We start from the raw sequence: 25,183 nt of genomic DNA on the forward strand, positions 1-25,183 counted from the left end.
TGTAGACACTAGACAGCCTCCTAAGATGTTTAATTATAATGTAAATCGAATTATATACCTATAATCCCTATAATTCAAGTATGTTTTATTTAGATTAATAATTTCCTAAAGTGAAAGCAGTTTATTTCTTTTGATTATGCCCTTAAAACCGAATTTAATAATTATGCACAACAGATATTGAATTTTTAACGACAGTAAATGACGCCTTAAGCAGCCCATCTCCGTTGTGGAAAGCGTCCGTTATAAAAAAAGACTGTGGGCAAGCTCAAATTATTACGAGCTTGCCCACAGTCTGACCTACTTCTTTTAATGAACGAGGTAAGTTTCTTTTTCACGGTCATTAATAAGGTAACAGCTTCCCGAAATTCTTTTACATTGTTTTTTCACACGTGTCACCGCATCTGACAATTGATCAACAGATTCAAATTGCTGATATTGATTAGTAATCACCGCAATGGATAGCGTAGTACAAGATAAAGGCTCTAGTTTACCAGCCCTATTTTGTACTTGTAAGTCTGTTAAATCCTCTACATCATAAAAGCTTAAAATACATGCATCAAACTCATCAATAATTCTTTGACAGATTGGGGCAGCATCATAATGTGGAAGAATCGCAACGAAATCATCTCCACCAATATGTCCTAAAAAATCTTCTGTACAAACTATATTTCTTTTCAAAATATCTGTTAAATACAGTAAAATTTTATCCCCTTTATTAAAACCGTACGTATCATTGTAAGATTTAAAATGGTCTAAATCAAAATACATTAAACTATATTGTGGTAGCTGTAATGCTACCTCTAGCTTTTCATCAATTAATTTATTGCCAGGAAGACTACTTAATGGATTTAAAAAACTAGCAATGGCTACTTGTGTGTCTACGAGCTTTAACAGTAGCTCCCGAATACTGACTACACCATAATATAAGTCATTTCTTGTTACAATCACATCATCATATAAGTCCTCTGGAGGTCTAGACATCGCTAACGTACTGACCTCTGTTATAGGTATATTGCGATCTACAATTAAAGGATTTTCTTTCATAATAAGCTGATTATGCCGTCCGATAAATAAATTATAGCCATAGCGTGTACCAATTTTTTGATAGAAATGTGTACGCGTAATATGCCCAATTGGTTTGTCATCTCGAACAACAACCACACTTCGTAATGACAGATTACTTGTAAAAAGTAAATCCACCTCTTGATTTTTCACAAATTCATCAATACAAGGAACGTTTTCTATGACTTCCCCTATCATCATGGTCATCCATCCTTATTTTCCCCAAATGTAATTCCTTTGCGGGTTTCCCTATCGCATAACCTTGCGCATAGTGGATACCAATATTATGTAAATAATGTAGCTCTTCTTGGCGTTCAATACCCTCTGCAATAATTTTCGTCTCAGCCTGCTCTGTGTATCGCATCAGCAATGTAACAAGCTGCTGCTGCTCGCTGTTTTTATCAATAAATTGTATTAAGGAACGGTCTAGTTTAATAAATTCTGGCTTTAAGTAAATTAGAGTTTTCAAGCTATTATAGCCTGAACCCACATCATCCACTGCAATTCGATAGCCCTGTGATCGATAATGCGATAATACACGTTCAAACTCTACAAAATCTACTACTGCACTACGTTCAGTGAGCTCAAACACTACCTGTTGCGGTTTTATGCCAAGCTCCTTTAATAGCTGCAAGGTTTCACCACTATGGTAGCTCTTATCTAGTAAAACATTAGGATGTATATTAACAAATACTAAAAAATCTCTGTTCACCCATTCTTCGTGCAGTCGTTCTTTAAAACGCTGCAATGAAAGATTACGACAAAAGCATTCAAATAAAAATACACAGTCCGTTTGCCCAACAAATTCATAAAACTGATCAACACTATTAAACAATTCTGAAGGCTCTGGACGATTCAGTGCCTCAAAACCAACCGTTTGCCTCGTCTGTAAATCGACGATAGGCTGAAAATAAGTATGTAAATTCTTGTCCTGAATAATTTGCTTCAATGCTTTTAAACGTTTTATATAGAACGTATTGTTTTGATGCTGCCTGTATAAATACTTTAAATAAGAAAATAAATTACTTGTTTTTATGCTTTGTCTCACAACAGACTCCATTCTCGCACCTCTTAAACCGGTTAATAGGATCTATTGTACGCTTTCATTGTAAAAGCACTGTGAATTTTATGTAAAAACAGGTGTCTCTAGCACTAGATTTCCCTTTCAACAGTTGACATTGCTCTATTAAAAGTAATCTTAATTACTGGATAGAGTAGTATATTTTTCGCAATATACTATATATTCATTCAATTCATTGCTATATATCGTAAATAGTGTATGCTTGTGATAATAGTATTTTATTACCTTTTATAGAAATTTGTTATTTTTATAGTAAAATAATAACTCATCTCCATACATTAAGGATGACATTTTGTAAAAACGCTCATAGCGTCACAGATAACCCGGTGTGCAAGTCTCATCGGACTCCAGGGAAGTGCCCAATCGGAACCGAAATCACCCTCACGTTATGGCGATGATTCTTTATAATAAAAGATCTGTTCTTTATAGGGAAACCTATTTAGATAAAAACTATTTTCAAGGGAGGATCCTGTTAATGAGTTTGTCGATTCAACAATTATTGGAGAACAAAGGAATTACACCAAAATCTGAACACCTTGAACTTCTAAAAGCACGGTGGGAAGGTATGCAATCCCTTCGTGGTAATTTAGAAGGCATCGCTATTGATGATGCTGATATCGCTATCCGCAACATCCCTGGAGGTGACCACATTGACAACTGATTTACACTTAAAATCTGTTGAAGAGTTAGCACCTTTACTTGAAACTAAAAAACTCTCTCCAGTCGAGTTGACGAAAGCAATTTTAGATTTTGCTGAAGAAAGTCAGCCTAAAATTAATTCATACATGGCTTTTTATCGTGAAGAAGCCCTAGCACAAGCGCAAGTGTTAGAAAAAGAAATTTTGAATGGACAGTATCGAGGAATGTATCACGGGATTCCTATGGCATTAAAAGATAATTTGTACTTTAAAGATAAGATAACAACGATGTCATCAAAGATTCATAAGGACTTCGTTTCAAATTATGATGCGACGGTTGTAGAAAAGCTTCGTAATGCCGGTGTTATTTTCACGGGTAAATTAAGCATGCATGAGTACGCATGGGGCATCACGAATAATAACCCTCATTACGGACCCGTTCGCAATCCATGGGATTTAGATAAGATCCCTGGCGGTTCTAGTGGCGGCTCTGGCGCAGCAGTTGCAGCAGGGGCAAGCGTTGCATCATTAGGAACAGATACTGCCGGCTCTATTCGAATCCCTTCATCAGCCTGTGGGATTGTCGGCTTAAAGCCTACTCATGGTCGTGTAAGTAAATATGGCTGCTACCCTCTCGCTTGGAGCTTAGACCATATTGGTCCAATGACAAAGACAGTAAAAGATGCTGCCGGCTTACTTGAGATTATTTCTGGATTTGACCATAGAGACCCTACTTGTACAGACGTTCCAACAGAGAATTATGTACAGCAAATCTCGGGTAATGTGAAGGATTTAGTCATCGGCATCAACGAAGAATATTTCTTTAACCGAGTAGATTCGGATATAGAAAAGGCTGTTCGAGCAAGTATTCAAAGCTTAGTGGAACAAGGGGCAAAGATTGAAACCGTTCGTATCCCATCCTTGCAATATGCAGAATGGGCAGAGCTCGTTACTTCCCTTTCAGAGGCAGCTGCAATCCATCATTCCGATTTACAGAAAAGGCCACAGGATTTCGGAGATGATATTCGTCTGTTATTTGAACTCGGTGAATTACCGTCTGCAGTTGATTACCTACAGGCTCAACAAGTACGACGACAAATAAAACAGGAGTTCACAAAAATTTTCAATCAGGTTGATGTGCTTATTACCCCTACATTACCTGTAGTGGCAAGTACTATCGGTGATGACTTTGCATATTTAAATGGTGAAAAAGTTGATTTAATTGATAATATCATTCGATTTACAGGCCCAAGTAACTTAACAGGGTTACCAGCCCTTTCCGTTCCTTGTGGCTTTAAAGGTAATTTACCAGTTGGCCTCCAAATCATTGGACCAGCCTTTAAAGAAGGTCGTATTCTTAACGTTGGTTACGCCATTGAACAAACGAATCCAATGAAAAATAGAAAACCAAATATTTTCGCTAACATCTAATTTTGATAATGTAGAAGAATCTGCCTGCTTTACGGACTTTGTCTGTAGAACTTCAGCAGATTCTTTTTAATTGGTTGGTTTATCAGCGATTTGAGGTACTTTATCAGCGATGTTGGCCGGTTTATCAGCGATACTAATAGTATTTTACTGACAAGTACTTTTATAATAAGTAATAGAAGCTCAATCACAAGAAAGGGTGCTTGATATCTCAATGAACGTAGAGAACTTTTTACAACTGCCAATTACAAAAGATTTTACAGTCGTTGCTGGTCGCAATGGTTTACATAAACCGGTACAAAATGTGGAAATTCTAGACTTTGAATTTTCGCCTGATATTCAAACTGTGAGAGAAACGATTTTTACACCGAATAGTGTTGTTTTAAGCAGTTTATTATTCGCAAAGCAAAAGCCAGAATATTTATGGAATGCCGTGAAAAGCCTTATTGAGCTGGGGGCAAGTGCTTTAGCTTATAAGCCTGTCATCTATGAGGAGTTACCAGAGGAAGTGCTAGTCTATGCAGATGAACAAAATTTCCCGATATTGCGATTTGGCGGAGACGAATTTTTTGAAAAGATTATTTTGGAAACGATGGCCTATGCAAAAACACAGGATTATTCATACTTTTTAGAAACGATTATGCGACGACTTATGGAGGAAGAAGTAACTGATGAACAAATAAAGTCGATATTACAGCAAATCAATAAGCCCTTTGAAAAATATGTATTTGTAGCTAATATTCAAATGCAAGATCATGCAAATAGTCAATGGATGCAATCTCTTTTTCAATTAGAGCCTCTATTGAAATCTAGTATGATGTGTACCTATAAAAAGAGCCTCTTTATTTTAATGACCCATCCATCACAGTCATTTCAATTTGAAAAACTTCTCAAAGAATGGTTGACGATGTATGCAATCTCAACTGAATCAATGACCTTTGGCTATAGTCGTTGTCACGTAACACAAACAGAATTCCCTATTGCTGTTCGTGAAGCTTTTTATGCACGTATCATGGCTGAAATAGAAACGGCTCCTATATGTCATTATGAGAACCTCGCTTCTGATTGGCTGTTAATTGAATTGTATCGTAAGGACGCTACATTTGCTATGGACTATGTAAATAGCTATCTTGGTCCCCTACTAGAGAAAAAGGTTGATCCGGATTTAATGAACACAGCAATTACCTATGTCGTAAAACAAGGCAACATTAAGGAAGTAGCAGTGGCTCATTTCTGCCATCCAAACACAATCCGTTATCGTATGTCAAAAATACGTCAGCTAGTAGCACCTTTAGAAAATGATTACGTTTTTTATGAGCGTATAGCTGCAGCCGTTAAATTGTACTTATTACATAGCAAAATGAATGTCGAATGACAGCTTTGGAATAAGTACAAAAAAACGCCTGAATTTTTAGAATTAAGATCAAATTATTTTCTTCCATCTCATGCTATTCTATTGAAGTTAGGAGGACGAATGATGAAACAATACATAGCTGATGGTATGCTATTAGTCACTGCAATCGTTTGGGGTAGCGGATTTGTAGTAACGGCTATTGCATTGGAATATTTAACAGCCTATCAAGTAATGGCAGGTAGATTTTTATTAGCTTCGATTATACTGACAGTCTTATTTGGATATCGATTAAAAAAAGCTTCTAAATCAGTTATCTGGAAAGGTATTTTGTTAGGGACCATTTTATATATTGCCTTTGCCCTTCAGACAGTAGGGCTACAATATACAACACCATCTAAAAATGCATTTTTAACTGCTGTCAATGTCATTATTGTTCCATTAATTGCGTTTGCGGTTTACAAGCGTCGTATAGATGGCTATGAGATAATCGGTTCGATTATAGCTATTGCCGGCATCGGTTTTTTATCTTTACAGGGCTCACTGACGATGAATATCGGAGATGCGCTTTCCTTAGCTTGTGCTGTCGCCTTTGCTTTTGATATTTTCTGTACGAACCTGTTTGTCCAAAGGGAAGATGCCATTGCTCTTACGATTATTCAATTTATGACAGCATCTTTTTTAGGTGTCTTGGTCGTAGTCAGTCAAGGAGATATCCCAACTACTCTTGAAAAAGAAGCAATCTATTCAATCATTTATTTAGCCATTTTTTCAACTACTCTTGCCTATCTTTTTCAAAATATTGCGAATCAATATACATCTGCTACAAAGGCAGCTATTATCCTATCTACAGAATCCTTCTTCGGCATGGTACTATCCGTTATATTCTTACATGAGGTATTAACAAGTCGGATGGTTGTAGGGGCTGTACTGATTTTACTCGCCATATTAATTGCAGAAGTAAAGCCTGCACACCCTAAAAAGCGAATGATGAAAAGCTCTCGATAACGAATTTCAAAATAGTTTCAGTCCTATACTGAAGCTATTTTTTATTAAACACGGCTAGTCATGATACTTGTTGTAATCCCTGCTACCAAAATTGTAATAATAGAAAGCAATAATGTACTAGAAGATAAAAGCAGTCCCCCTATGACGATGACGATTGAATCTATCATAAAAATAAGCATCCCGACATTAATTCCGGTTTTATCACTTAAAAATTGTGCAATCAAATCTGTACCACCAGTGCTTGTCTGAAATCTAAGCATCAAACCAACACCAAAACCCATAAGTACCCCTCCAAATATGGCACTATAGATGGCATCTACATGGATAAGATTCCGGACGGGCTTTAGTAAATCGATACTAAGAGAATATGCGAATAATCCATGTATACTATTGTAAAAATACGCTCTGTATTTATACCAAGAAACAACAAAAATTGGAATGCTAATAACGATGATCATTAAACCTATTTTAAGCTTATATATATAGTGTAAAATAAGCGCTATTCCTACAACTCCCCCATCTAAAATTTGATAGGGTGTTAAGAATAAATTAATTCCTAATGATACCGCGGCACTTCCTATAAGAATGACCAAGCCTTTCGTAAAAAAATACATACAACACCCCTCCGAGACTTGCATGTTTTTATAGTATGAAAAAATCGATTTGAACATGTTATTGTTCACGTCTGTCGGTGTCATAGTATTAATATTTTTTATCGAGCTTGGTCGCTAAATTTCTCTATAAATTGTGTGAATACAAAAAATGGATCATCACCAAAACGTGTGGTTGATTTCCGTTCCGACTGGGCGCTTTCCTGGGGGCGTCCGTTGAGCCGCTTCACTCGCGATGCTCGCTCCAGGGTCTCGGGCCAACACGATGTTGGTCACGAAGGCGTTATCACAGGACGTGATGGTTTTAGCCTTCGTTCCCCTATCGCTAATCCCCAAGGAGTCGCCCAGCCTCCACTCCAATCAACTTATTTACATAATAGACGTTTTAACAAAGTCATCCACAACTTTTGGTGAGAACCCCAAAATGCCCTTCTGTATATAAACGGAAGGGCAATGTTAGAAAAACTATTTGCGTTTCGCCTTCATTCGATCCAGCAAAAATCCGCCTTTAAATGATTTGGGCTCGTACGAAATAATAAAAGCATTCGGTTCATAATGCTCAACAATTTGGAACAATTCTGTCTCACGATTTCTCTTTGTTAATATTTCATATTTATAGCGATTACTATCTCGTCCCTCACCAATGTAAATCGTTACCGCAAACCCTTCATTACGAAGAAATTTCACAAGTTCCTCATTCTTGTTTTGCGTATTAATGGTCGTATAGACATAGCCAATCGCCAGTTTTCGCTCAATTTTAGCACCTAAAAATATTCCTAACCCAAATCCAACTGCATAAAAGACCATAGCTAACATACTTTGTTTCCCACTAAAAACGAGTGAAAGGCCAAATACATACACTAACATCTCCAGCATACCGAATATGGCGGCAAGGAAAGTAACATTCTTCACTAAAAGTATTGTACGTAACGTTAAAAAAGGCACATAAATTAATTGAAGTATTAAAATCAGAAATATACTTTGCATTTGTAAGATACCTTTCAAAAAGTAGTTTTATATACTATTAATGTATGTCGAGACATCGACTTGCATTCTATTAAGATGTATCTATTTTCTAGATTCCCTAACAATAAAATTTTAAACATCTACTTCAATAAAAAAAATGCCACCTACTATAGAAGTAGATGACATATTTTTGGTTATAGAAATCCGTTAAGCTTCCCCATGCATCGGGTCTTCCTTATGCTTAGGCCCAATCATGTTGAATAAAATATTAAGGATAATCGCAGTAACAGAACCACAGACGATACCGTTTGAAGTTAGAAGAGAAACGCTTTCTGGCAGTGCATCGAATATTCCTGGTACAACCGATACACCGACACCAAGACTAACTGCAATCGCAGCAATCATCGCATTTTCCGCTGACTCATTCATAACAGGTACTAACATGCCCATACCTTGCGTAATGACCATACCGAACATCGCTAGCATTGCCGCACCAAGTACTGGTGTTGGAATAATTGTTGTTAATGCTGCGATTTTTGGTAGGAAGCCAAGTGCTACTAGTAAACCACCTGTGATGTAAATGACTTTACGGTTTTTTACGCCTGACATACGTGTAAGTCCCACGTTTTGTGAGAATGTTGTATATGGAAAAGCGTTGAAAATACCGCCGATAACAGAGGCAAGACCTTCTGAACGGTACCCACGTGATAAATCTTTTGAATCTAATTTTTTCTTACAAATATCACTTAGCGCAAAATAAACCCCTGTTGATTCTACTAAAGAAACCATTCCTACAAGCGTCATTGTAATGATTGCAGATGCATTAAAAGTTGGCATCCCAAAATAGAATGGCTGAACCATGTGTAATACGGCAGCATTTGAAACTGGGCTAAAATCAACTTTCCCCATAAATGCTCCTAGGATTGTCCCCGCAACTAACCCCACTAAAATGGAAATTGCACGAATGAAGCCCGTAGAAAAACGATAAACGACTAAAATAATAACCAATGTAATAAACGCTAAAGTTACATTAGAACTAGATGCAAAATCTGCTGCATCTTGTCCACCTGCCATATTGTTTAAAGCTACTGGTAGTAAAGAGATACCGATAATCGACACCACCGAGCCTGTAACAACCGGCGGGAAGAATTTTACTAACTTACCGAAAAAGCCTGCAATAATCATAATGATTATACCTGATGCAATAATAGATCCATAAATATCAGTAATACCTTGTTCGGGATTTGTACCGATTGCAATAATTGGACTAACTGCTGTAAATGTACAGCCTAGTACTACTGGCAAACCAATACCGATCATTTTACCTGAATACACTTGTAAAAGCGTTGCGATCCCACACATCATAATGTCAATCGCTACTAAATACGTCATTTGTGCTGAATCAAAGCCAATTGCCCCACCGATAATCAGTGGCACTAAAATGGCTCCTGCATACATCGCAAGTAAATGTTGAATAGCTAGCGTCGTCGATTTAACGGTATTCATTACGCATTAGCCTCCGCAGCAAATGTTACTTTGCCATCATCAAGAGAATCTACAATTGCTAATGATTCCACGCGAACCCCTTGCTGGCGTAATAATTTCCCACCGTCTTGGAAACCTTTTTCAATAACAATGCCTACACCGACAACATTTGCACCAGCTTGTGCTGCGATATCAAGCAAACCTTTGACAGCTTCCCCATTAGCTAAGAAATCGTCTACAATTAGAATGTTATCATCTTCATTTAAGAAATTACGTGATACTGAAATATCATTTGTTTCATTTTTTGTGAAAGAATGTACTTTTGAAGAATAAAGATTATCTGATAGTGTTAATGATTTACGTTTACGTGCAAACACTACAGGAGCACCAATTTCAAGCCCTAGCATAACAGATGGTGCGATACCTGAAGATTCGATCGTTAATATTTTTGTAATGACTTGATCAGAGAATCGATTTGCAAACTCATGACCAATTTCCTTCATAAGCATTGGGTCAATTTGATGATTTAAAAATGAGTCTACTTTTAATACAGATGAAGATAAAACTTTACCCTCTTGTGTAATTTTGTCGTGTAATAACTTCATTTCCTTGATAGCCTTCTTTCTTATAGTAATAACTCTTTATGAGCAACTTACATTCCGTTACAGGCGAGCGCCGGAAGCAATGCAAGTAATAAAAAACGCTGAATACTTTGATTCCAATCATCTACGAGTGGAGCAAAGCATTCAGCGTAAAAACGTCGAAACGAATAGAAAACATCTTATATGAAGTCTTCTAAAGCATTGCTACCCATAGTCGATTTATTTACGGTAAATCGGTAGAAACTCGCGAGCCATATTCTCGCTATTATATGAGTGAAATAGTATTAAGCTGTAAGAACTTCCTTATCTTCATTACGCCTTAGCGTCATTTCCATAAATGGTACTTTATTCGGTATGTGCTTATATCTTACACTGAATAAAGTCTGTTTTTTCGGAATTTACTATTGTTTTAGTAAGTTTCAATTGTAAACGTTCGTGTTTTACAATCAACGTTATGATTATATCAGACTATTTTCGAGCTTGCTAGTCATTATTTTGATAAATGGAAGGGCACTGTCATAATGACGATATTTCTGTGAAATAATAGCGAAGTGCGAATCAATAGACTCGATTGATTGTGTAACATATGATGCCACCCTTTTTTCGGTAAAAACTGTGGGATGATCACTGTTACTTGATGGCCCGTTTTCGTACAATGATGTTCAACCTTATCAATAAATTTCATCAACGGCTGTGTAATACTTCGATAAGGTGAATAGTATGTTACAAGTCGTATATTTGGCTGCCAAGCTTTCCATTTCTCCTCAAACGCTTTTGCGTCCGCTTGATCGAAGGCTACATAAAAGGCAATAATTTTATCAACGTTTAATGACTGCGCGTAATGCAATGTGTTTTCGACTACTTTCGTAATACCAGCGACAGGGACAATGAAAACATTACCCTCAACATTCGGTAATTCCTCATTATCTAATCTTAGTTGTTCACCAACTGTTTTGTAATGCTGCTTAATACGGTGAAACGTCCAAATAATAATTGGTAAAAAGATAAACACTGGCCATACCTGAGGTAATTTTGTCACAAAAAACATCATGGCTACAATAAAGGAAATGACCGCTCCAATCGTATTGATTGCAAATTTAGCCACCCAACCTTTTGGCTTTTCACGCCACCATTTTCTCATCATTCCAGCCTGCGCTAACGTAAACGGAATAAACACACCAACTGCATAAAGTGGAATCAAATGCTCTGTTGTTCCATCAAATAAAATGATTAAAACAATGGCAGCTAAACCAAGCATCATGATGCCATTTGAATAGCCAAGTCGATCCCCACGAATTTGGAATATTCTTGGGATAAAACCGTCCTTCGATAAATTGACAGCTAGTAAAGGAAAGGCCGAATAACCCGTATTCGCAGCAAGCACTAATATCATCGCTGTTGTTCCTTGTACTATATAATAAAAGAAATTACGACCTACACTTGCCTCCGCAATTTGTGAGACAACCGTTTCTTTCGCATTTGGAGCAACTCCATAAAAATAAGCTAGACTCACAATACCAATAAATAGCACTGCCAAAATACCGCCCATAGCCAATAATGTTTTAGACGCATTTTTCGGTGCTGGATCTCTAAAATTAGGAATAGCATTTGAAATGGCTTCAACACCAGTTAAAGCTGAGCTTCCTGATGCAAATGCTTTTAATAATATAAATAGACTAATACCTGCAACTGGTGTACCGACCTTTGGATGCAAATCTGCTGGAACTTGCCCTGTTACTACGTTATAAGCCCCTACCCCGATTAACATCAGAATCACTATCACAAACAAATAAACTGGATACGCTAAAATGGATGCAGATTCTGTGACACCACGTAGGTTTAAAATCGTTAAACATATAACAAAAAACACAGCGATTACAACGTTATATGGATGAAGACTTGGAAATGCCGAAGTAATGGCATCTGTTCCAGCCGATACACTTACCGCAACTGTTAAAATATAATCAACAAGCAATGATCCACCAGCGACTAGACCAGCATTGACACCTAAATTTTCCCGAGAAACTACATATGCTCCACCACCATGTGGATACGCATAAATAACCTGACGATACGAGAAAATAAGTGCTGTCAGTAACACAATTACCCCAGCAGCAATCGGTAGAGAATACCAAAAGGCAATAGTACTTACCGTCATGAGTACAATTAAAATTTGCTCAGGTCCATACGCTACTGATGACAAAGCATCAGACGATAGTATGGCAAGTGCTTTTGTTTTACTAAGCTTTTGTTCCCCTAACACATCAGATCTCAATGGTTTACCGATAATATAACGTTTTAATGAGGATTTCATATTCGACACCTTCTAGTTTCATAGAATGTGTTTCACATTTCTAAATCGATTACACTTTAGCATAATCGTTTTTGTGCCGTTCACCGGGGCCTTGTTTCACTTTTAGAATGAAGATAAAAAAAGTCTACAAGCCATCACTAAATAAGACTTGTAGACACTCATTCGTCTGCCAAGCTCCACTTTTCTGCTCTTAACGCTTACGAGGTTAGCTGTCGGATTCGGGCCTGAGTAGCCCTACCCCTCAATAAATGAAGAGATTCACCCCAAGGATTACCTATGTAATCCGTAAAAATTGGGTCCCCCGCGTCAAATTGCTTCAGCGATTTAGAAATTTGAAACTTTTATAATGATGTCATATTACGCCTGTAATTTAAAAAAGTAAAGATGAAAAGAATGGTTTCAAAAAATTTTTTTCACTTGATATTTCTAACAGTTTTATATGACCCCCAAAAAGCCATTCCAACTTTTGGTGATGAATTATTATTTGAAGAATAACATTTTAATATTGGTAGAAAATATGTGAATACCTGAATTGGAAATCAAATAAAAAAACCCTTTATAAGTATATTCCCTCTTTTAAAATGGATACGTACATTAATCCTTGATCGTTTTCATATGAATCGAATATTCCGCTATGATGTTTCCATACATTGATACAAAAGCAGAATTCTTCAATCACAATTGGTTTACTATATCAAAAACATTTCGAATTAAGTAAAAAATTGAGCAAACTTCTTCACATTTTTGGGTTCTAGCTATAAAATAGTAATATACATTTTCCTCTAGGAAACTTTATTTCGCTTGCGATACTCTTTGAAATGAGGGAACAACATGGTTCACAAACGAATGAATAAATCGTCTGCTGAGGCGGTTTTAGATGGAGATATAAAAGGCTGGCGACGAATCTTACCGTTTCTTGGCCCAGCATTCATCGCAGCAGTTGCCTATATTGATCCAGGTAACTTCGCAACAAATATTACAGCAGGTTCAAAATATGGATATTTACTGCTTTGGGTAATCGCCTTTTCTAATTTAATGGCGGTGTTAATTCAATCTTTGTCGGCAAAGCTTGGTATTGCGACAGGTAAAAATTTACCCGAAGTAGCACGTGAACATTTTTCTAAAAAAACTTCTATTTTTTTATGGATACAGGCTGAATTGGTCATTATTGCAACAGACCTAGCAGAATTTATTGGAGCTGCACTAGGGCTGTACTTGTTATTCAATATTCCAATGTTACCTGCAGCGCTTATTACAGCAGTCGGCTCATTTGCTGTTTTAGAATTACAGCGCAGAGGCTTTAGAGCATTTGAAGCGGGCATTTCTGGTATGGTGCTTATTGTCGTATTAGCATTTGCATTCCAGACATTTTTAGCACAGCCAAATTGGGGCGAAGTAACAATAGGCATGTTCACACCGCGCTTTGATGGAGTAGATTCTATTTTACTTGCAACAGGTATTTTAGGGGCAACTGTCATGCCACACGCTATTTACTTGCATTCTTCATTAACCCAAAATCGTATCGTTGGCCGAAATGATGCTGAAAAAAAACGTATATTCCGTTTTGAGTTTATTGATATTATTATCGCAATGATTATCGCTGGCGCTATCAATATGAGTATGCTAGTTATTGCTGCAGCAGTATTCCATACACAAGGTGTAGTAGTTGAAGATTTAGATATCGCTTATACCGGATTAAAAGAGGCGCTTGGTCCGATGGCGGCAGTGTCCTTTGGTCTTGGCCTTCTCATTGCTGGTCTTGCTAGCTCTTCAGTTGGTACACTTGCAGGTGACGTTGTGATGCAAGGCTTTATAAGAATGAAAATTCCACTCTATTTACGCCGTGCTATTACAATGCTTCCTCCTCTGGTTATCATTGCATCCGGTGTTAATGCAACTTATGCACTTGTCCTAAGTCAAGTTGTTTTGTCCTTTGGTATTGCATTTGCTCTTGTACCGCTTGTTATGTTTACAAGTAAGCGCGACATCATGGGAAGCCTAGTCAACCATCGTTTTACAACCATATTAGGATGGATTGTCGTGGCGATTGTAGTTGCTTTAAATCTTTATTTATTATGGCAAACGGTATTTGGCTAAAAAAATGCCAGACACAAAGACCTTGATTTGGTTTTGTGTCTGGCATTTCTACATGTAAGGGGCTATTTTCATAATGCAGGCTAATTTCCGCTCCGGCTTGGGCTTACCTAAGAACATCTAGTCTAACAAATGTTATCCCCTACTTTTGTGATGAGCTATTTTTTATCCTTATATATCTATCTTCTCAATATTTCGAAATGATAAATAGGCCACGCTTATACCGATAATAGCTAAAGTGATTGGTATGAAAATAATATCGTACAAGGTGAAGTTACCTGAATTTGATGATACGACTGATACAATTAATATAGATGATACAATCGTTGCCGGAATGGAGTATTTTCTCATACCGAAATACAATGGTATTAATGCGATGCATGATGCTGAAAGTGCATTCATGATCACAGCGGGAATTCGTTGTATTATGAGAGATACCGATAATGTATCCGGAAGCAATTGGAAACTCTCACTAACAGCACAAAAAATCGCTGTGACAAAAATAGTCGATAGAATAATTGCACTAAAGGTAAAAAGAACAACAATGGCTAGCTTTGAAGCAATTAGTTTTTTTCTATTGATCGGGTACATAAATGCTACGGTGATAGTTTTATATTTAAATTCTCCAATAATAAACTTGGCGATTAACACACTAGCAAAAATAATAAATACTGCTCTTACACCTGAATCTATAAGGCTAAATGCCGTCTGATAAGTTCTAAAATCTTGATCCCCTTCTATTTTAGTGATAAATATAAGCATAAATATAATGGCTAATATCACAAAATTTGCGAAAACAGCTCGTTTTATATATGAACCAATATGGTATTTTTTCATTTCTAGCCGCATTAAATTAAGCACTGGCGACACCTCCATTGATTAGCTTCAAGAAGTAATCCTCTAATGAGCTTGTTTTTTTGCTAATGCCCTCAATTTCAATATCATGCTCAATCAATGTTTTAGATAGTACCTTTTGTGAAGCTGTCGATTCATAAATTCGAATACAATTGTCATCCATTAGTTTGAAATTAGTAATATTTAATTTACTTTCTATAATAAAGGCAGCCTTTTCCCCATCATTGACAGTCACTTCAATATAATCTGTTTGACTACGATTGACAGTGTCCATTGATACTTCCTTAATTAATCTTCCATCTTTAATAACCCCAACTGTATCTGCCAATTGTTCAATTTCACCCAAAATATGACTAGAGATAATAATCGTAATTCCATACTCTTTACAAAGCATCTTGAAAAGCTCTCGAAGCTCTTTAATGCCAACTGGATCTAGTCCATTAATCGGCTCGTCTAAAATAAGTAATTCCGGCTTAGTAATAATTGCACGTGCAATACCCAACCGTTGTTTCATCCCAAGAGAAAAGTCTTTTACACGTTTCTTCTCAGTGTTTGTTAGTTTTACTAAATCTAGAACATGAGCAATCTCTTTCTTGTCATAATAGCCCATATATTCGCAATGTAATTCTAAGGTTTCCTTTGCTGTTAAATCTTCGTAAAAAATCGGGTATTCAATAATCGTTCCCATTCTTTTCAGCACTTCGTATGAGCTGTCGATTAATTTTTCACCAAAGATTTCAATATCTCCACTCGTCGGCTTCGTAAGATTTGTCAGCATTTTCATGACAGTGGTTTTCCCGGCACCATTAGGACCTAAAAAACCGTATATCTCTCCCTTTTTCACATGCATAGTCACAGCAGAAACGACTTCTTTTCCCTCGAACACCTTCGTAAGCTGATTTGTTTTCACAATATATGTCATGTAGATCTCTCCTTTAAATTTAGCTATCCTTATTATAAAAAATGAAACTCTCTAATTTATTACTTGATTCTTACAAATTTCTTAAGCGTATAAGAAAAGCTTGTAAAGCAATTAAAATGCTCTACAAGCATGACTGTTCAGTACATCATTCGTTTTAAAGAAACCGTAAAAATAGTCTTCTCATATGGGATACTAGAAAGCTGGATGGAGCCATCCATTAATTCTACAAGACGTTTTGTAATTGTTAAGCCTAGGCCACTCCCTTGGAAGGATTTATTTCTGGAATCTTCAAGCGTATACATTCTTTCAAAAACATTATCAATTTGATATTCGTCAATCCCCTTACCACGATCCCAGACATCAATAAAAATATTCGTATCATCATTTCGCACTGTGAGTCCAATGATGTTTCCTGTCGCTCCATAGGCAACAGCATTTGACAGTAAATTATTCAAAACCCTATCTAACGCTTCTTCATTGCCAAGTGCATACGCGGATATCTCTGGTATTGCTATATCGATCTCTAGTCCCATAGATGTGACCATATCGTAAAATGATAAAATATTTTTTCGGCAAATTTCACTTACATTAATTTTCGTCATTGGATAATCTGTATCTCCAGCCTCCAATTTTGCCAGGTCAAAAAATGTATGGATTATTTTTAATACTTCCAATGTTTTCGAATGAACGCCAGTGAGCAATCGTCTCTGCTCCTCTTCACTAAGTGAGTGATGAAGCTTCAGCATTTCCGTATAACCTAGTACAACTGTTAAAGGCGTTTTAAGATCATGTGAAATATTGGCTAACATCTTTTTCATGGAGCTTTCCATTTTTCGATGTGTCGCCAGTACTTTTTGATTGTGGTCTAGCAACGCATTCATCGCAATCAGTAGCTGTTGTAATTCTTGATTTGTTGTCGATACTAAAATCTTCTCACTTGATTGTTCATCAATAATGGCTTGCAGTTTTTGATACATATATTGAATGGTAGTGTCTTGTTGTTTTTTTACTCTCACCTGAAAAATAATAATGCCTATGAGCAATACAATTATAAATAAAAGAACTATAATCATCTGTTTATCCTTCAAATTTATAGCCAATTCCCCAAAGTGTTTTAATATATTGAGGATTGGATGGATCGTCTTCAATTTTTTCTCTTAATCTTCTTATATGTACATTAATAATATTTTCATCTCCATAGTAAGCATCATTCCAAATCAATTGATACATTTGCTGCTTTGTAAAAACTCGATTACGATTTGTCACGAATAACTTTAAAATGGCAAATTCCTTTGACGTGAGCTTTACATTTTGTCCATTCTTCTCAACTGAAAAATTAACAAGGTCGATCGATAAGTTGTCTATCTCTACTATATCTTTCTTCTCCTCTACTTGACTGGAGTATTTCGTAGCTCTTCGAATTGCGGCTTTAACACGTGCCGAAAATTCCAGCATCGAGAATGGCTTGGCAATATAATCATCTGCCCCTAACCCTAATCCTAATGCTTTATCAACATCACTATCCTTGGCTGACATGATAATAATTGGAAGTGATACTTGCTCTCGTATGATCTTTAAAACTTCTAATCCATTAAGCTTCGGTATCATAATATCCAAGATCAATAAATCAAAGGGATTGTTTAAACAATTTTGTAATGCTTCTTCTCCATTTACTGCAGAGGTGACAAGAAACCCCTCCATCGTTAAATAATTTTCTACCATATCACGAATAGCTTCGTCATCTTCTACTAGTAAAATATGCTTTTGCACTTCCATGCACCTCTTCTCAACATAAAGCCTTTTAATCTGCCATTTATATAACAGTCTACCATATTAAGGCTGTACACCAAAAGTAGGTGATGATTTGAGAAATCCGAATGTACTATACTGCAAAATTTATAATATCTTTAACTTAATGATATATTCTGGTGTGGGGGGTGATTTCCGTTCCGACTGGGCGCTTTGTTGCTGACGCTTCGCTTTCGCACAGAGCAAAGCTTCCTGGGGGCGTCCGATGAGCCGCTTCGCTACGCTGCAGGGTCTCGGGCCAACATGATGTTGGTCACGAAGGCGTTATCACAGGACGTGATGCTTTTAGCCTTCGTTCCTCTATATCGCTGATCCCCGAGGAGTCGCCCAGTCTCCACTCCAATCAACTTATTTACATTGCATACGTTTTAACTAATAACATCCCAAACTTCCGAATATATATTTTGTAATATTATATATAAATTAGTATATTCTTATTAATAATCAAAATTAATTTAGAAAGTTACAAAAAATGACTTTTAGAAGGAATTATGGGTTTTATTCTATTATATTTTGTATTATCGGGTTGTTATTGTTTTATGCTAGTTCATTAAGTGAAAATGGCATTTTTGGTATTTACTTTTATTTGGGTGCTCTACTCTGGATAATGAGTATTTATTTTGGAATATCCGGAATTAAATCAAAACAAACAGGTATTTCTAAATATTTAGGATTACTCATCATTTTGCTTATTCTTGTCATCTACGGATCGATGATTGCTATTATGGGGATACGAGACTTTGGGGCTTAAAGGTTAATGGTTCACCTGGCGTATTTTTCTGACAAGATAGTACCTGGGGTTACAAATTCATTAAAAAACTGCCCTGCAAGTCATTTTCTATGGCTCACAGGACAGTTTTATTTTTTATTGTTCAACTTTTAAATCACATTGCTCTAATGGAAGCATTTTTGTTTTATGCTTGATTTTATAGCCAAGCCATAAGAATAAGAACAGTGGAATACCGATATAGGAGACAAGGACTCCATACCAGTCTATTGTATTACCCATAAAGGCATTGTAGTTTTGTCCAATAACAACAATCATACAAACTGTAAAGGCAAATAGCGGGCCGAATGGGAATAGCCTTGCTTTATACGGTAACAATGTCGGATCTAAGCCCTGTACCTCGAACGCTCGACGGAAACGGTAATGGCTAAATGCAATTCCTAGCCAAGCAATGAAGCCAGACATCCCAGAGGCATTTAGCAGCCACATGTAGACTACACCATCACCAAAGAATGAAGCCAAAAATGCTAGGGAGCCTACAGCTAAAGTCGCCAGTAATGCGTAAATCGGAATACCTCGACGGCTTAGTTTAGTGAAAATTTTCGGTGCATGTCCATCTACCGCTAATTGCCAAAGCATACGTGACGATGCGTAAAGCCCTGAATTCCCTGCTGACAGCATTGCCGTTAGAATGATAGCATTCATCAATGATGCAGCAAAGGCAATTCCTAAACGGTCGAACACCAGTGTAAATGGTGAAACAGCGATATCTTCAGATAGCAAACGTGCATCTGTAAATGGAATCAGCATCCCAATTGCAGCAATCGCTAAAATATAGAATAAAAGAATTCGCCAGAAAACAGACTTCACGGCTTTCGGGATATTTTTACCAGGGTCATCCGTTTCACCTGCTGTTATCCCAAGTAGCTCTGTCCCTTGGAATGAGAATCCCGCAGCTAAGAAAATACCAAATGTAGCAAGGAGCCCACCATGGAATGGTCCATCACCGATAAAGAAATTCGTAAAGCCTACCGGAGCGTGTCCTCCTAAAATACCAAAAATCATTAAGAAACTGATGATAATAAAAATGATTACAGTTACAACCTTTATCATTGCAAACCAATATTCACTTTCACCATAGCTTTTTACCGATAATAGATTGAACGTTAAAACTACAGCAATAAATAAAACAGTCCAAAGTGCTGATGAGCTATCTGGGAACCAATATTTCATAATTAATGAGACAGCAGAAATTTCTGCCGCAATTGTAATCGCCCAGTTGTACCAGTAGTTCCAACCAAGTGCAAAGCCTAAAGCTGGGTCTACAAATTTTGTAGCATACGTACTAAATGAGCCCGATGATGGCATATAAGCTGCCATTTCGCCTAAGCTCGTCATTAAAAAATACACCATGATACCGATTAATGCATAGGCGAGTAGTGCACCGCCAGGGCCTGCTTGTGCAATGGCACCACCACTTGCTAAAAACAATCCTGTACCAATTGTACCGCCTAATGAAATCATTGTAATATGACGGCTTTTTAATTCTTTTTTCAGCTTCGGTGCTTTATGACCGAGCTGATTGACTTTTATTTCACTCACGATATAGCTTCCTTCCTTTTTTAAGAGGCGAAAAAAATGCCATCACATGAACGTTGCTGTGATGGCTAAGTAAATCCTCTGTTCCTTCAAAATGATAGCTCAACACGTTGTTCAAACGTGACAGTTCTGTCCCTTTCGGAGACAGCCCCAGCATGAGGTTTTCAAGTCCCCTCACACTTCGGCGGTATTTCCTTTCAGTTAATTTCTCTAATGCTTGTCATTTCCATTAACATACTCTTAAATACCGCGACCTCTACCTCAATATAAACATGAGGCATTAAATATTAAATTTATGATGGGTATTAGTTTAACATACGACCTATGACATTTCAATAACTCGAGTAATGTTCTTTATTTTGCGAATTTTCCACTATTTCCATTAGTGTGATAAAGTGGTATAGTGATTCAATCAAAATTGTTCTAACAGGGGGGACTTATTTGACTACTCATGAACATACCGATACTTATCCTAGCAGGAAAATTAACTGGAAAGGGACAACCTTATTACTCGTTATCGGAGTAATTTGTATTGCCTCGACATTACGGATGCCGCTAACAGTTGTTGGTCCTATTATATCCTTTATCCGTGAAGACCTCGGCATATCCAATGTACTAGCGGGCTTTCTAACAACGATCCCATTGCTAGCATTTGCAATCATTTCACCATTCGCACCAATTGTCGCACGTAAATTTGGACTAGAATTAACATTATTTTTATCAACTATTCTTTTAGCGGTAGGAATTGTCCTACGCTCCCTTGGCACAACTAGTTTACTCATATTTGGTACTATGCTAATTGGTATAGCCATTTCATTCGGTAACGTACTAATTCCCGGATTACTTAAATTGAAATTTCCCTTTCACGTAGGTTTGCTTATGGCATTGTTCACAATGTCGATGAATTTGACAGCTGGACTCGGTGCTGGTATTAGTTATCCTATTGCCAATTCATCATTTGGCTGGCAAGGAGCTTTAGCAATCGCACTTGTTCTTGTGGTGTTAACCATATTAATTTGGATTCCACAGCTGAAATTTAATAAGCCTGAGTCTACTGTTAAGACGACGAAAGAACGTACACCATTATGGAAATCACCTGTTACTTGGGCAGTGGCGGGGGCTATGGGATTTCAGTCATTATTATTCTACACAACTGCCGCTTGGATTCCTGAAATATATATATCACAAGGATTAGCTGCAGATCGTGCAGGCTGGATGTTTTCCATCATGCAATTTTCACAAGTTCCAATGGCTTTAGCTGTGCCTATTATCGCTAGTAAAATGACATCTCAACGTCCTCTCGTATTAATGTTTACGGTATTTTACTTAGTTGGCTTTATCGGAGTAGTGATGGAATGGACAAGCCTCGCTGTACTGTGGATGGTGCTACTAGGCTTAGCAGGAGGGGCTTCATTCGCATTAGCGATGATGTTCTTTACACTACGTACCCGTACAGCTTTTGAGGCAGCTGATTTATCAGGTTTTGCACAATCATTAGGGTATTTATTAGCCGCAATCGGTCCAATCTTATTTGGTTATTTGCATGATTTATTTGGTGGCTGGAATACGGCTGGTTGGTTATTTGTTGTCGTAGCATTGATACTCTTCTTATGTTCATTTAGGGCTTCTAAAAATGAATATGTAAATTAAAAAAGGTAGCTCATGATCTTATTTCAGCGGATGTCATGAGCTGCCTTTCTCTATTAGTAAGGTGGTTTCTGATAAAAATAGTTCGGTGTATTGTAAACATTAACATAAGGCTTATGGTAAATATGGGTTGTAGCTGGCGAAAGAGGTGGAATCAACCATGTCCAATTACCAGTAACCTCACGATTTGCTGCTGCTTCTGCTTCCTCAAACAATTTAAATTGCTGTGCAGCTGTATGATGATCTACAATGCTCACACCATCTTCTTTAAAGGAATGTAGGACTGCCATATTCAGCTCAACTAATGCTCGGTCACGCCATAAAGAAGCCTGTTTGGTTGTATCGAGGTTGAAAATTTCTGCTATAGCGGGCAGCATATTATAACGCTCATGATCTGCTAAATTACGTGCCCCGATTTCTGTACCCATATACCAACCATTAAATGGGGCTGCTTCAAAATCGATACCTGCCATTTGGAAGCGCATACTCGAAATTATCGGCACTGCATACCATTTTAATCCTAACTTCTCTACTTGAGCAGATTCCGGATGACGAATCGGTACCTCTAGTACATATTCGTCAGGGATAGTAAACACTTGTGGTTCCCTTCCATCCACCTGTACAACGAGTGGAAGCACGTCAAATGCTGTTCTCTTACCTTGCCAGCCAAGTGACTCACATACTTTTGTAAACTCAACAGAATGCGAATCACCAACGGTTCCAGATTCCGTTTCATAGCCAGCATAACGGATTAGCTGATGATTCCATACACGAACTCGTCCCGGTGCAAAAATCGTTATTGTTGGACGAATTTTCCCATCATTTGTTGCATATTGAATATGTTCAAGCAATGCGTTGAAAATATCCTCTTCTTTTGAAATATCTCGGGCATCAACAACATGCAGCGATTGCCAAAACAATCGACCAATACACTTATTACTATTGCGCCATGCTACTCGTGCACCAAAGATTAATTCTTCCATTGTCGGTATATATGCTCCAGCTGTTTTAATATACTGTAATTTATTTTCTAGCCATGTTTTTGACTCGTTTTGCTCTACTTGATAAAGTTCTAAAAATCGTTGTACTTCATGTAAATTCATATCGAACTCCTCCATCTATCCTCATATTAGAGGAATGGAACTATTATCACCACGAAAAAATCTGCAAGAAAACATACATATTTTATATATGAAATACTTTGTTCAATATTTCTTATCATCTCTTCTTTTTTATCAATTATGCCTCGGCATAATTGTAGCTGCCGCTTTGCTTTCGCTACAGATAAACAATGCGTCCGATTCGGCTTTGTGCTTAGGCCTTCATGAGAGCCGACACGATGTAAGTCATTTCGGTAATGCCACAGGGCGTGGCGTTTTTACCGATGCAGGTCAGTTAGCCGTTATCGCATGGATGCGATGATTTTAGGCTAACATCCTATTTGAACTCCTTTCCGATTCCGTGACATCCACCGGAGGCTTTAACTTCCTTAACGAAGGGTGATTCTTTTGGCTTTTAGTAGGCATAAAAAAAAAGCATGTTGCACTAATGTGCAACATGCTTGATGACCCGTACGGGATTCGAACCCGTGTTACCGCCGTGAAAGGGCGGTGTCTTAACCACTTGACCAACGGGCCGTGGCTCCGAAGGCAGGACTCGAACCTGCGACAACCTGATTAACAGTCAGGTGCTACTACCAACTGAGCTACTTCGGAATAATGGTGGGCCTAAATGGACTCGAACCATCGACCTCACGCTTATCAGGCGTGCGCTCTAACCAGCTGAGCTATAGGCCCATTATTTTGGAGCGGGTGATGAGAATCGAACTCACGACATCAGCTTGGAAGGCTGAGGTTTTACCATTAAACTACACCCGCATATGGTGGGTCAGGACGGAATCGAACCGCCGACACTTAGAGCTTCAATCTAATGCTCTACCAACTGAGCTACTGACCCGGAAAAATGGAGGAGGTAGAGGGATTCGAACCCCCGCGCGGTGTTACCCGCCTGTCGGTTTTCAAGACCGATCCCTTCAGCCAGACTTGGGTATACCTCCGTAATATATAAATGATGGAGCCTAGCGGGATCGAACCGCTGACCTCCTGCGTGCAAGGCAGGCGCTCTCCCAGCTGAGCTAAGGCCCCATGTCAGGAAAGATGGTCGGAATGACAGGATTCGAACCTACGACCCCTTGGTCCCAAACCAAGTGCTCTACCAAGCTGAGCTACATTCCGATACTATTAGGCTTTTTGGCGCGCCCGACAGGAGTCGAACCCATAACCTTCTGATCCGTAGTCAGACGCTCTATCCAATTGAGCTACGGGCGCATTTATAAAAACTGATGAGCCATGAAGGACTCGAACCTTCGACCCTCTGATTAAAAGTCAGATGCTCTACCAACTGAGCTAATGGCTCATATTAAGAAATGAATGGCTGGGGTACTAGGATTCGAACCTAGGCATGACGGAATCAAAATCCGTTGCCTTACCGCTTGGCTATACCCCAATTATTAAAATGGGGCGACTGATGGGAATCGAACCCACGAATGCCGGAACCACAATCCGGTGCGTTAACCACTTCGCCACAATCGCCACTATATGTAATCACAGCAGTGTTTGATAACGAGTACCTTGAAACCTGGCAGGGGCAGTAGGAATCGAACCCACACCAAAGGTTTTGGAGACCTCTATTCTACCGTTGAACTATGCCCCTAAAAAATGGTGGAGGGGGACGGATTCGAACCGCCGAACCCTAAGGAGCGGATTTACAGTCCGCCGCGTTTAGCCTCTTCGCTACCCCTCCAAGGGATGGTGCCGGCGATAGGAGTCGAACCCACGACCTACTGATTACAAGTCAGTTGCTCTACCAACTGAGCTACACCGGCAAAAAAAAAAAATGGCGGTCCCGACCGGGATCGAACCGGCGATCTCCTGCGTGACAGGCAGGCATGTTAACCGCTACACCACGGGACCATTTTGGTTGCG

At 38.1% G+C, this 25,183-nt stretch carries 20 protein-coding genes, 16 tRNA genes and 3 riboswitches; of the genes, 7 read left to right on the forward strand and 29 right to left on the reverse strand.

Annotation, left to right across the window (positions count from 1 at the left end; translation table 11 throughout):
* Positions 1-306: 306 nt before the first annotated feature.
* Together ABH968_RS20950 and ABH968_RS20955 are read right to left on the reverse strand one after the other, a co-directional pair.
* Positions 307-1,263, reverse strand: coding sequence for a GGDEF domain-containing protein (locus tag ABH968_RS20950; RefSeq protein ID WP_370047140.1), 957 nt, complete (start codon positions 1,261-1,263; stop codon positions 307-309).
* Positions 1,223-2,122: an EAL domain-containing protein gene (locus tag ABH968_RS20955; RefSeq protein ID WP_370047142.1), complete on the reverse strand. Its 900-nt coding sequence runs from the start codon at positions 2,120-2,122 to the stop codon at positions 1,223-1,225. Before ABH968_RS20955 ends, ABH968_RS20950 begins: the two co-directional genes overlap by 41 nt.
* Positions 2,123-2,618: 496 nt before the next feature.
* On the opposite strand from ABH968_RS20955, the gene ABH968_RS20960 reads away from it, so the two are divergent.
* From ABH968_RS20960 to ABH968_RS20975, 4 genes are all read left to right on the forward strand, one after another.
* Positions 2,619-2,804 carry a hypothetical protein gene (locus ABH968_RS20960; protein WP_370047144.1) on the forward strand — a complete coding sequence of 62 codons (186 nt, stop codon included), beginning with the start codon at positions 2,619-2,621 and terminating at the stop codon, positions 2,802-2,804.
* Entirely contained in the window at positions 2,794-4,212 is a 1,419-nt protein-coding gene (locus tag ABH968_RS20965) for an amidase (protein WP_370047146.1), read from the forward strand. The genes ABH968_RS20960 and ABH968_RS20965 overlap by 11 nt, the downstream gene beginning before the upstream one ends.
* A gap of 211 nt (positions 4,213-4,423) precedes the next feature.
* Positions 4,424-5,584 carry a PucR family transcriptional regulator gene (locus ABH968_RS20970; RefSeq protein ID WP_370047148.1) on the forward strand — a complete coding sequence of 387 codons (1,161 nt, stop codon included), beginning with the start codon at positions 4,424-4,426 and terminating at the stop codon, positions 5,582-5,584.
* 102 nt (positions 5,585-5,686) lie between these two features.
* Positions 5,687-6,568, forward strand: a complete 882-nt coding sequence (locus ABH968_RS20975; RefSeq protein ID WP_370047150.1) for a DMT family transporter — start codon at positions 5,687-5,689, stop codon at positions 6,566-6,568.
* 44 nt (positions 6,569-6,612) lie between these two features.
* Here ABH968_RS20975 and ABH968_RS20980 read toward each other — a convergent pair whose 3' ends face one another.
* The 5 genes from ABH968_RS20980 to ABH968_RS21000 all read right to left on the reverse strand — a co-directional run bounded on the left by ABH968_RS20980 (position 6,613) and on the right by ABH968_RS21000 (position 12,546).
* Positions 6,613-7,182, reverse strand: coding sequence for a YitT family protein (locus ABH968_RS20980; protein WP_370047152.1), 570 nt, complete (start codon positions 7,180-7,182; stop codon positions 6,613-6,615).
* Positions 7,183-7,644: 462 nt separating this feature from the next.
* The gene (locus tag ABH968_RS20985) at positions 7,645-8,166 is read right to left on the reverse strand and encodes a DUF2179 domain-containing protein (protein ID WP_370047153.1); all 522 of its coding nucleotides are present in this window, start codon (positions 8,164-8,166) and stop codon (positions 7,645-7,647) included.
* Between the two features lie 186 nt (positions 8,167-8,352).
* Positions 8,353-9,651, reverse strand: a complete 1,299-nt coding sequence (locus tag ABH968_RS20990; protein ID WP_370047155.1) for a nucleobase:cation symporter-2 family protein — start codon at positions 9,649-9,651, stop codon at positions 8,353-8,355.
* Positions 9,651-10,235: a xanthine phosphoribosyltransferase gene (locus tag ABH968_RS20995; protein WP_370047157.1), complete on the reverse strand. Its 585-nt coding sequence runs from the start codon at positions 10,233-10,235 to the stop codon at positions 9,651-9,653. Before ABH968_RS20995 ends, ABH968_RS20990 begins: the two co-directional genes overlap by 1 nt.
* A 188-nt stretch (positions 10,236-10,423) precedes the next feature.
* A riboswitch (purine riboswitch) is annotated at positions 10,424-10,525 on the reverse strand.
* A 197-nt stretch (positions 10,526-10,722) separates the two neighbouring features.
* Complete coding sequence (locus tag ABH968_RS21000; RefSeq protein WP_370047159.1) at positions 10,723-12,546, reverse strand: APC family permease; 1,824 nt, start codon at positions 12,544-12,546, stop codon at positions 10,723-10,725.
* Between the two features lie 180 nt (positions 12,547-12,726).
* A riboswitch (cyclic di-AMP (ydaO/yuaA leader) is annotated at positions 12,727-12,878 on the reverse strand.
* Between the two features lie 499 nt (positions 12,879-13,377).
* On the opposite strand from ABH968_RS21000, the gene ABH968_RS21005 reads away from it, so the two are divergent.
* Positions 13,378-14,643: an Nramp family divalent metal transporter gene (locus ABH968_RS21005; RefSeq protein ID WP_370047161.1), complete on the forward strand. Its 1,266-nt coding sequence runs from the start codon at positions 13,378-13,380 to the stop codon at positions 14,641-14,643.
* A 168-nt stretch (positions 14,644-14,811) separates the two neighbouring features.
* Here ABH968_RS21005 and ABH968_RS21010 read toward each other — a convergent pair whose 3' ends face one another.
* The 4 genes from ABH968_RS21010 to ABH968_RS21025 all read right to left on the reverse strand — a co-directional run bounded on the left by ABH968_RS21010 (position 14,812) and on the right by ABH968_RS21025 (position 18,187).
* Positions 14,812-15,501 carry an ABC transporter permease gene (locus ABH968_RS21010; RefSeq protein WP_370047162.1) on the reverse strand — a complete coding sequence of 230 codons (690 nt, stop codon included), beginning with the start codon at positions 15,499-15,501 and terminating at the stop codon, positions 14,812-14,814.
* Positions 15,494-16,417, reverse strand: a complete 924-nt coding sequence (locus ABH968_RS21015; protein WP_370047164.1) for an ABC transporter ATP-binding protein — start codon at positions 16,415-16,417, stop codon at positions 15,494-15,496. Before ABH968_RS21015 ends, ABH968_RS21010 begins: the two co-directional genes overlap by 8 nt.
* Positions 16,418-16,554: 137 nt before the next feature.
* Positions 16,555-17,490, reverse strand: a complete 936-nt coding sequence (locus ABH968_RS21020) for a sensor histidine kinase (RefSeq protein WP_370047166.1) — start codon at positions 17,488-17,490, stop codon at positions 16,555-16,557.
* Positions 17,491-17,494: 4 nt separating this feature from the next.
* Positions 17,495-18,187 carry a response regulator transcription factor gene (locus ABH968_RS21025; protein WP_370047167.1) on the reverse strand — a complete coding sequence of 231 codons (693 nt, stop codon included), beginning with the start codon at positions 18,185-18,187 and terminating at the stop codon, positions 17,495-17,497.
* Positions 18,188-18,833: 646 nt separating this feature from the next.
* Here ABH968_RS21025 and ABH968_RS21030 point away from each other — a divergent pair.
* Positions 18,834-18,977, forward strand: a complete 144-nt coding sequence (locus ABH968_RS21030; protein ID WP_370047169.1) for a hypothetical protein — start codon at positions 18,834-18,836, stop codon at positions 18,975-18,977.
* A gap of 114 nt (positions 18,978-19,091) precedes the next feature.
* Here ABH968_RS21030 and ABH968_RS21035 read toward each other — a convergent pair whose 3' ends face one another.
* Complete coding sequence (locus tag ABH968_RS21035) at positions 19,092-20,555, reverse strand: amino acid permease (protein WP_370047170.1); 1,464 nt, start codon at positions 20,553-20,555, stop codon at positions 19,092-19,094.
* Between the two features lie 87 nt (positions 20,556-20,642).
* Positions 20,643-20,819: riboswitch (Lysine riboswitch) on the reverse strand.
* A 174-nt stretch (positions 20,820-20,993) separates the two neighbouring features.
* Between ABH968_RS21035 and ABH968_RS21040 the strand changes: the two genes are divergently transcribed.
* Positions 20,994-22,202 carry a CynX/NimT family MFS transporter gene (locus tag ABH968_RS21040; RefSeq protein WP_370047171.1) on the forward strand — a complete coding sequence of 403 codons (1,209 nt, stop codon included), beginning with the start codon at positions 20,994-20,996 and terminating at the stop codon, positions 22,200-22,202.
* A gap of 53 nt (positions 22,203-22,255) precedes the next feature.
* Here the strand turns inward: ABH968_RS21040 and ABH968_RS21045 are convergent, their stop codons facing one another.
* The 17 genes from ABH968_RS21045 to ABH968_RS21125 form a co-directional block, all read right to left on the reverse strand.
* Complete coding sequence (locus ABH968_RS21045; protein ID WP_370047173.1) at positions 22,256-23,302, reverse strand: nitric oxide synthase oxygenase; 1,047 nt, start codon at positions 23,300-23,302, stop codon at positions 22,256-22,258.
* Positions 23,303-23,764: 462 nt separating this feature from the next.
* A tRNA-Glu gene (locus tag ABH968_RS21050) sits at positions 23,765-23,836 on the reverse strand.
* A gap of 1 nt (position 23,837) precedes the next feature.
* Positions 23,838-23,914, reverse strand: a tRNA-Asn gene (locus ABH968_RS21055).
* A gap of 4 nt (positions 23,915-23,918) precedes the next feature.
* A tRNA-Ile gene (locus ABH968_RS21060) sits at positions 23,919-23,995 on the reverse strand.
* A gap of 7 nt (positions 23,996-24,002) precedes the next feature.
* A tRNA-Gly gene (locus ABH968_RS21065) sits at positions 24,003-24,076 on the reverse strand.
* 3 nt (positions 24,077-24,079) lie between these two features.
* Positions 24,080-24,155 (reverse strand) — tRNA-Phe (locus ABH968_RS21070).
* A gap of 7 nt (positions 24,156-24,162) precedes the next feature.
* A tRNA-Ser gene (locus ABH968_RS21075) sits at positions 24,163-24,255 on the reverse strand.
* Between the two features lie 15 nt (positions 24,256-24,270).
* Positions 24,271-24,343: transfer RNA gene (locus ABH968_RS21080), tRNA-Ala, on the reverse strand.
* Positions 24,344-24,356: 13 nt separating this feature from the next.
* Positions 24,357-24,433 (reverse strand) — tRNA-Pro (locus ABH968_RS21085).
* Positions 24,434-24,449: 16 nt separating this feature from the next.
* A tRNA-Arg gene (locus tag ABH968_RS21090) sits at positions 24,450-24,526 on the reverse strand.
* A 15-nt stretch (positions 24,527-24,541) separates the two neighbouring features.
* A tRNA-Lys gene (locus ABH968_RS21095) sits at positions 24,542-24,614 on the reverse strand.
* Positions 24,615-24,629: 15 nt separating this feature from the next.
* A tRNA-Gln gene (locus tag ABH968_RS21100) sits at positions 24,630-24,704 on the reverse strand.
* A gap of 10 nt (positions 24,705-24,714) precedes the next feature.
* A tRNA-His gene (locus tag ABH968_RS21105) sits at positions 24,715-24,790 on the reverse strand.
* Positions 24,791-24,837: 47 nt separating this feature from the next.
* Positions 24,838-24,911 (reverse strand) — tRNA-Trp (locus ABH968_RS21110).
* Between the two features lie 6 nt (positions 24,912-24,917).
* Positions 24,918-25,001: transfer RNA gene (locus ABH968_RS21115), tRNA-Tyr, on the reverse strand.
* Positions 25,002-25,007: 6 nt separating this feature from the next.
* Positions 25,008-25,083, reverse strand: a tRNA-Thr gene (locus ABH968_RS21120).
* Positions 25,084-25,095: 12 nt separating this feature from the next.
* Positions 25,096-25,171: transfer RNA gene (locus ABH968_RS21125), tRNA-Asp, on the reverse strand.
* Between the last annotated feature and the right edge of the window lie 12 nt (positions 25,172-25,183).

It is taken from the genome of Lysinibacillus sp. RC79, from assembly GCF_041262405.1.
Lineage (GTDB): Bacteria > Bacillota > Bacilli > Bacillales_A > Planococcaceae > Lysinibacillus.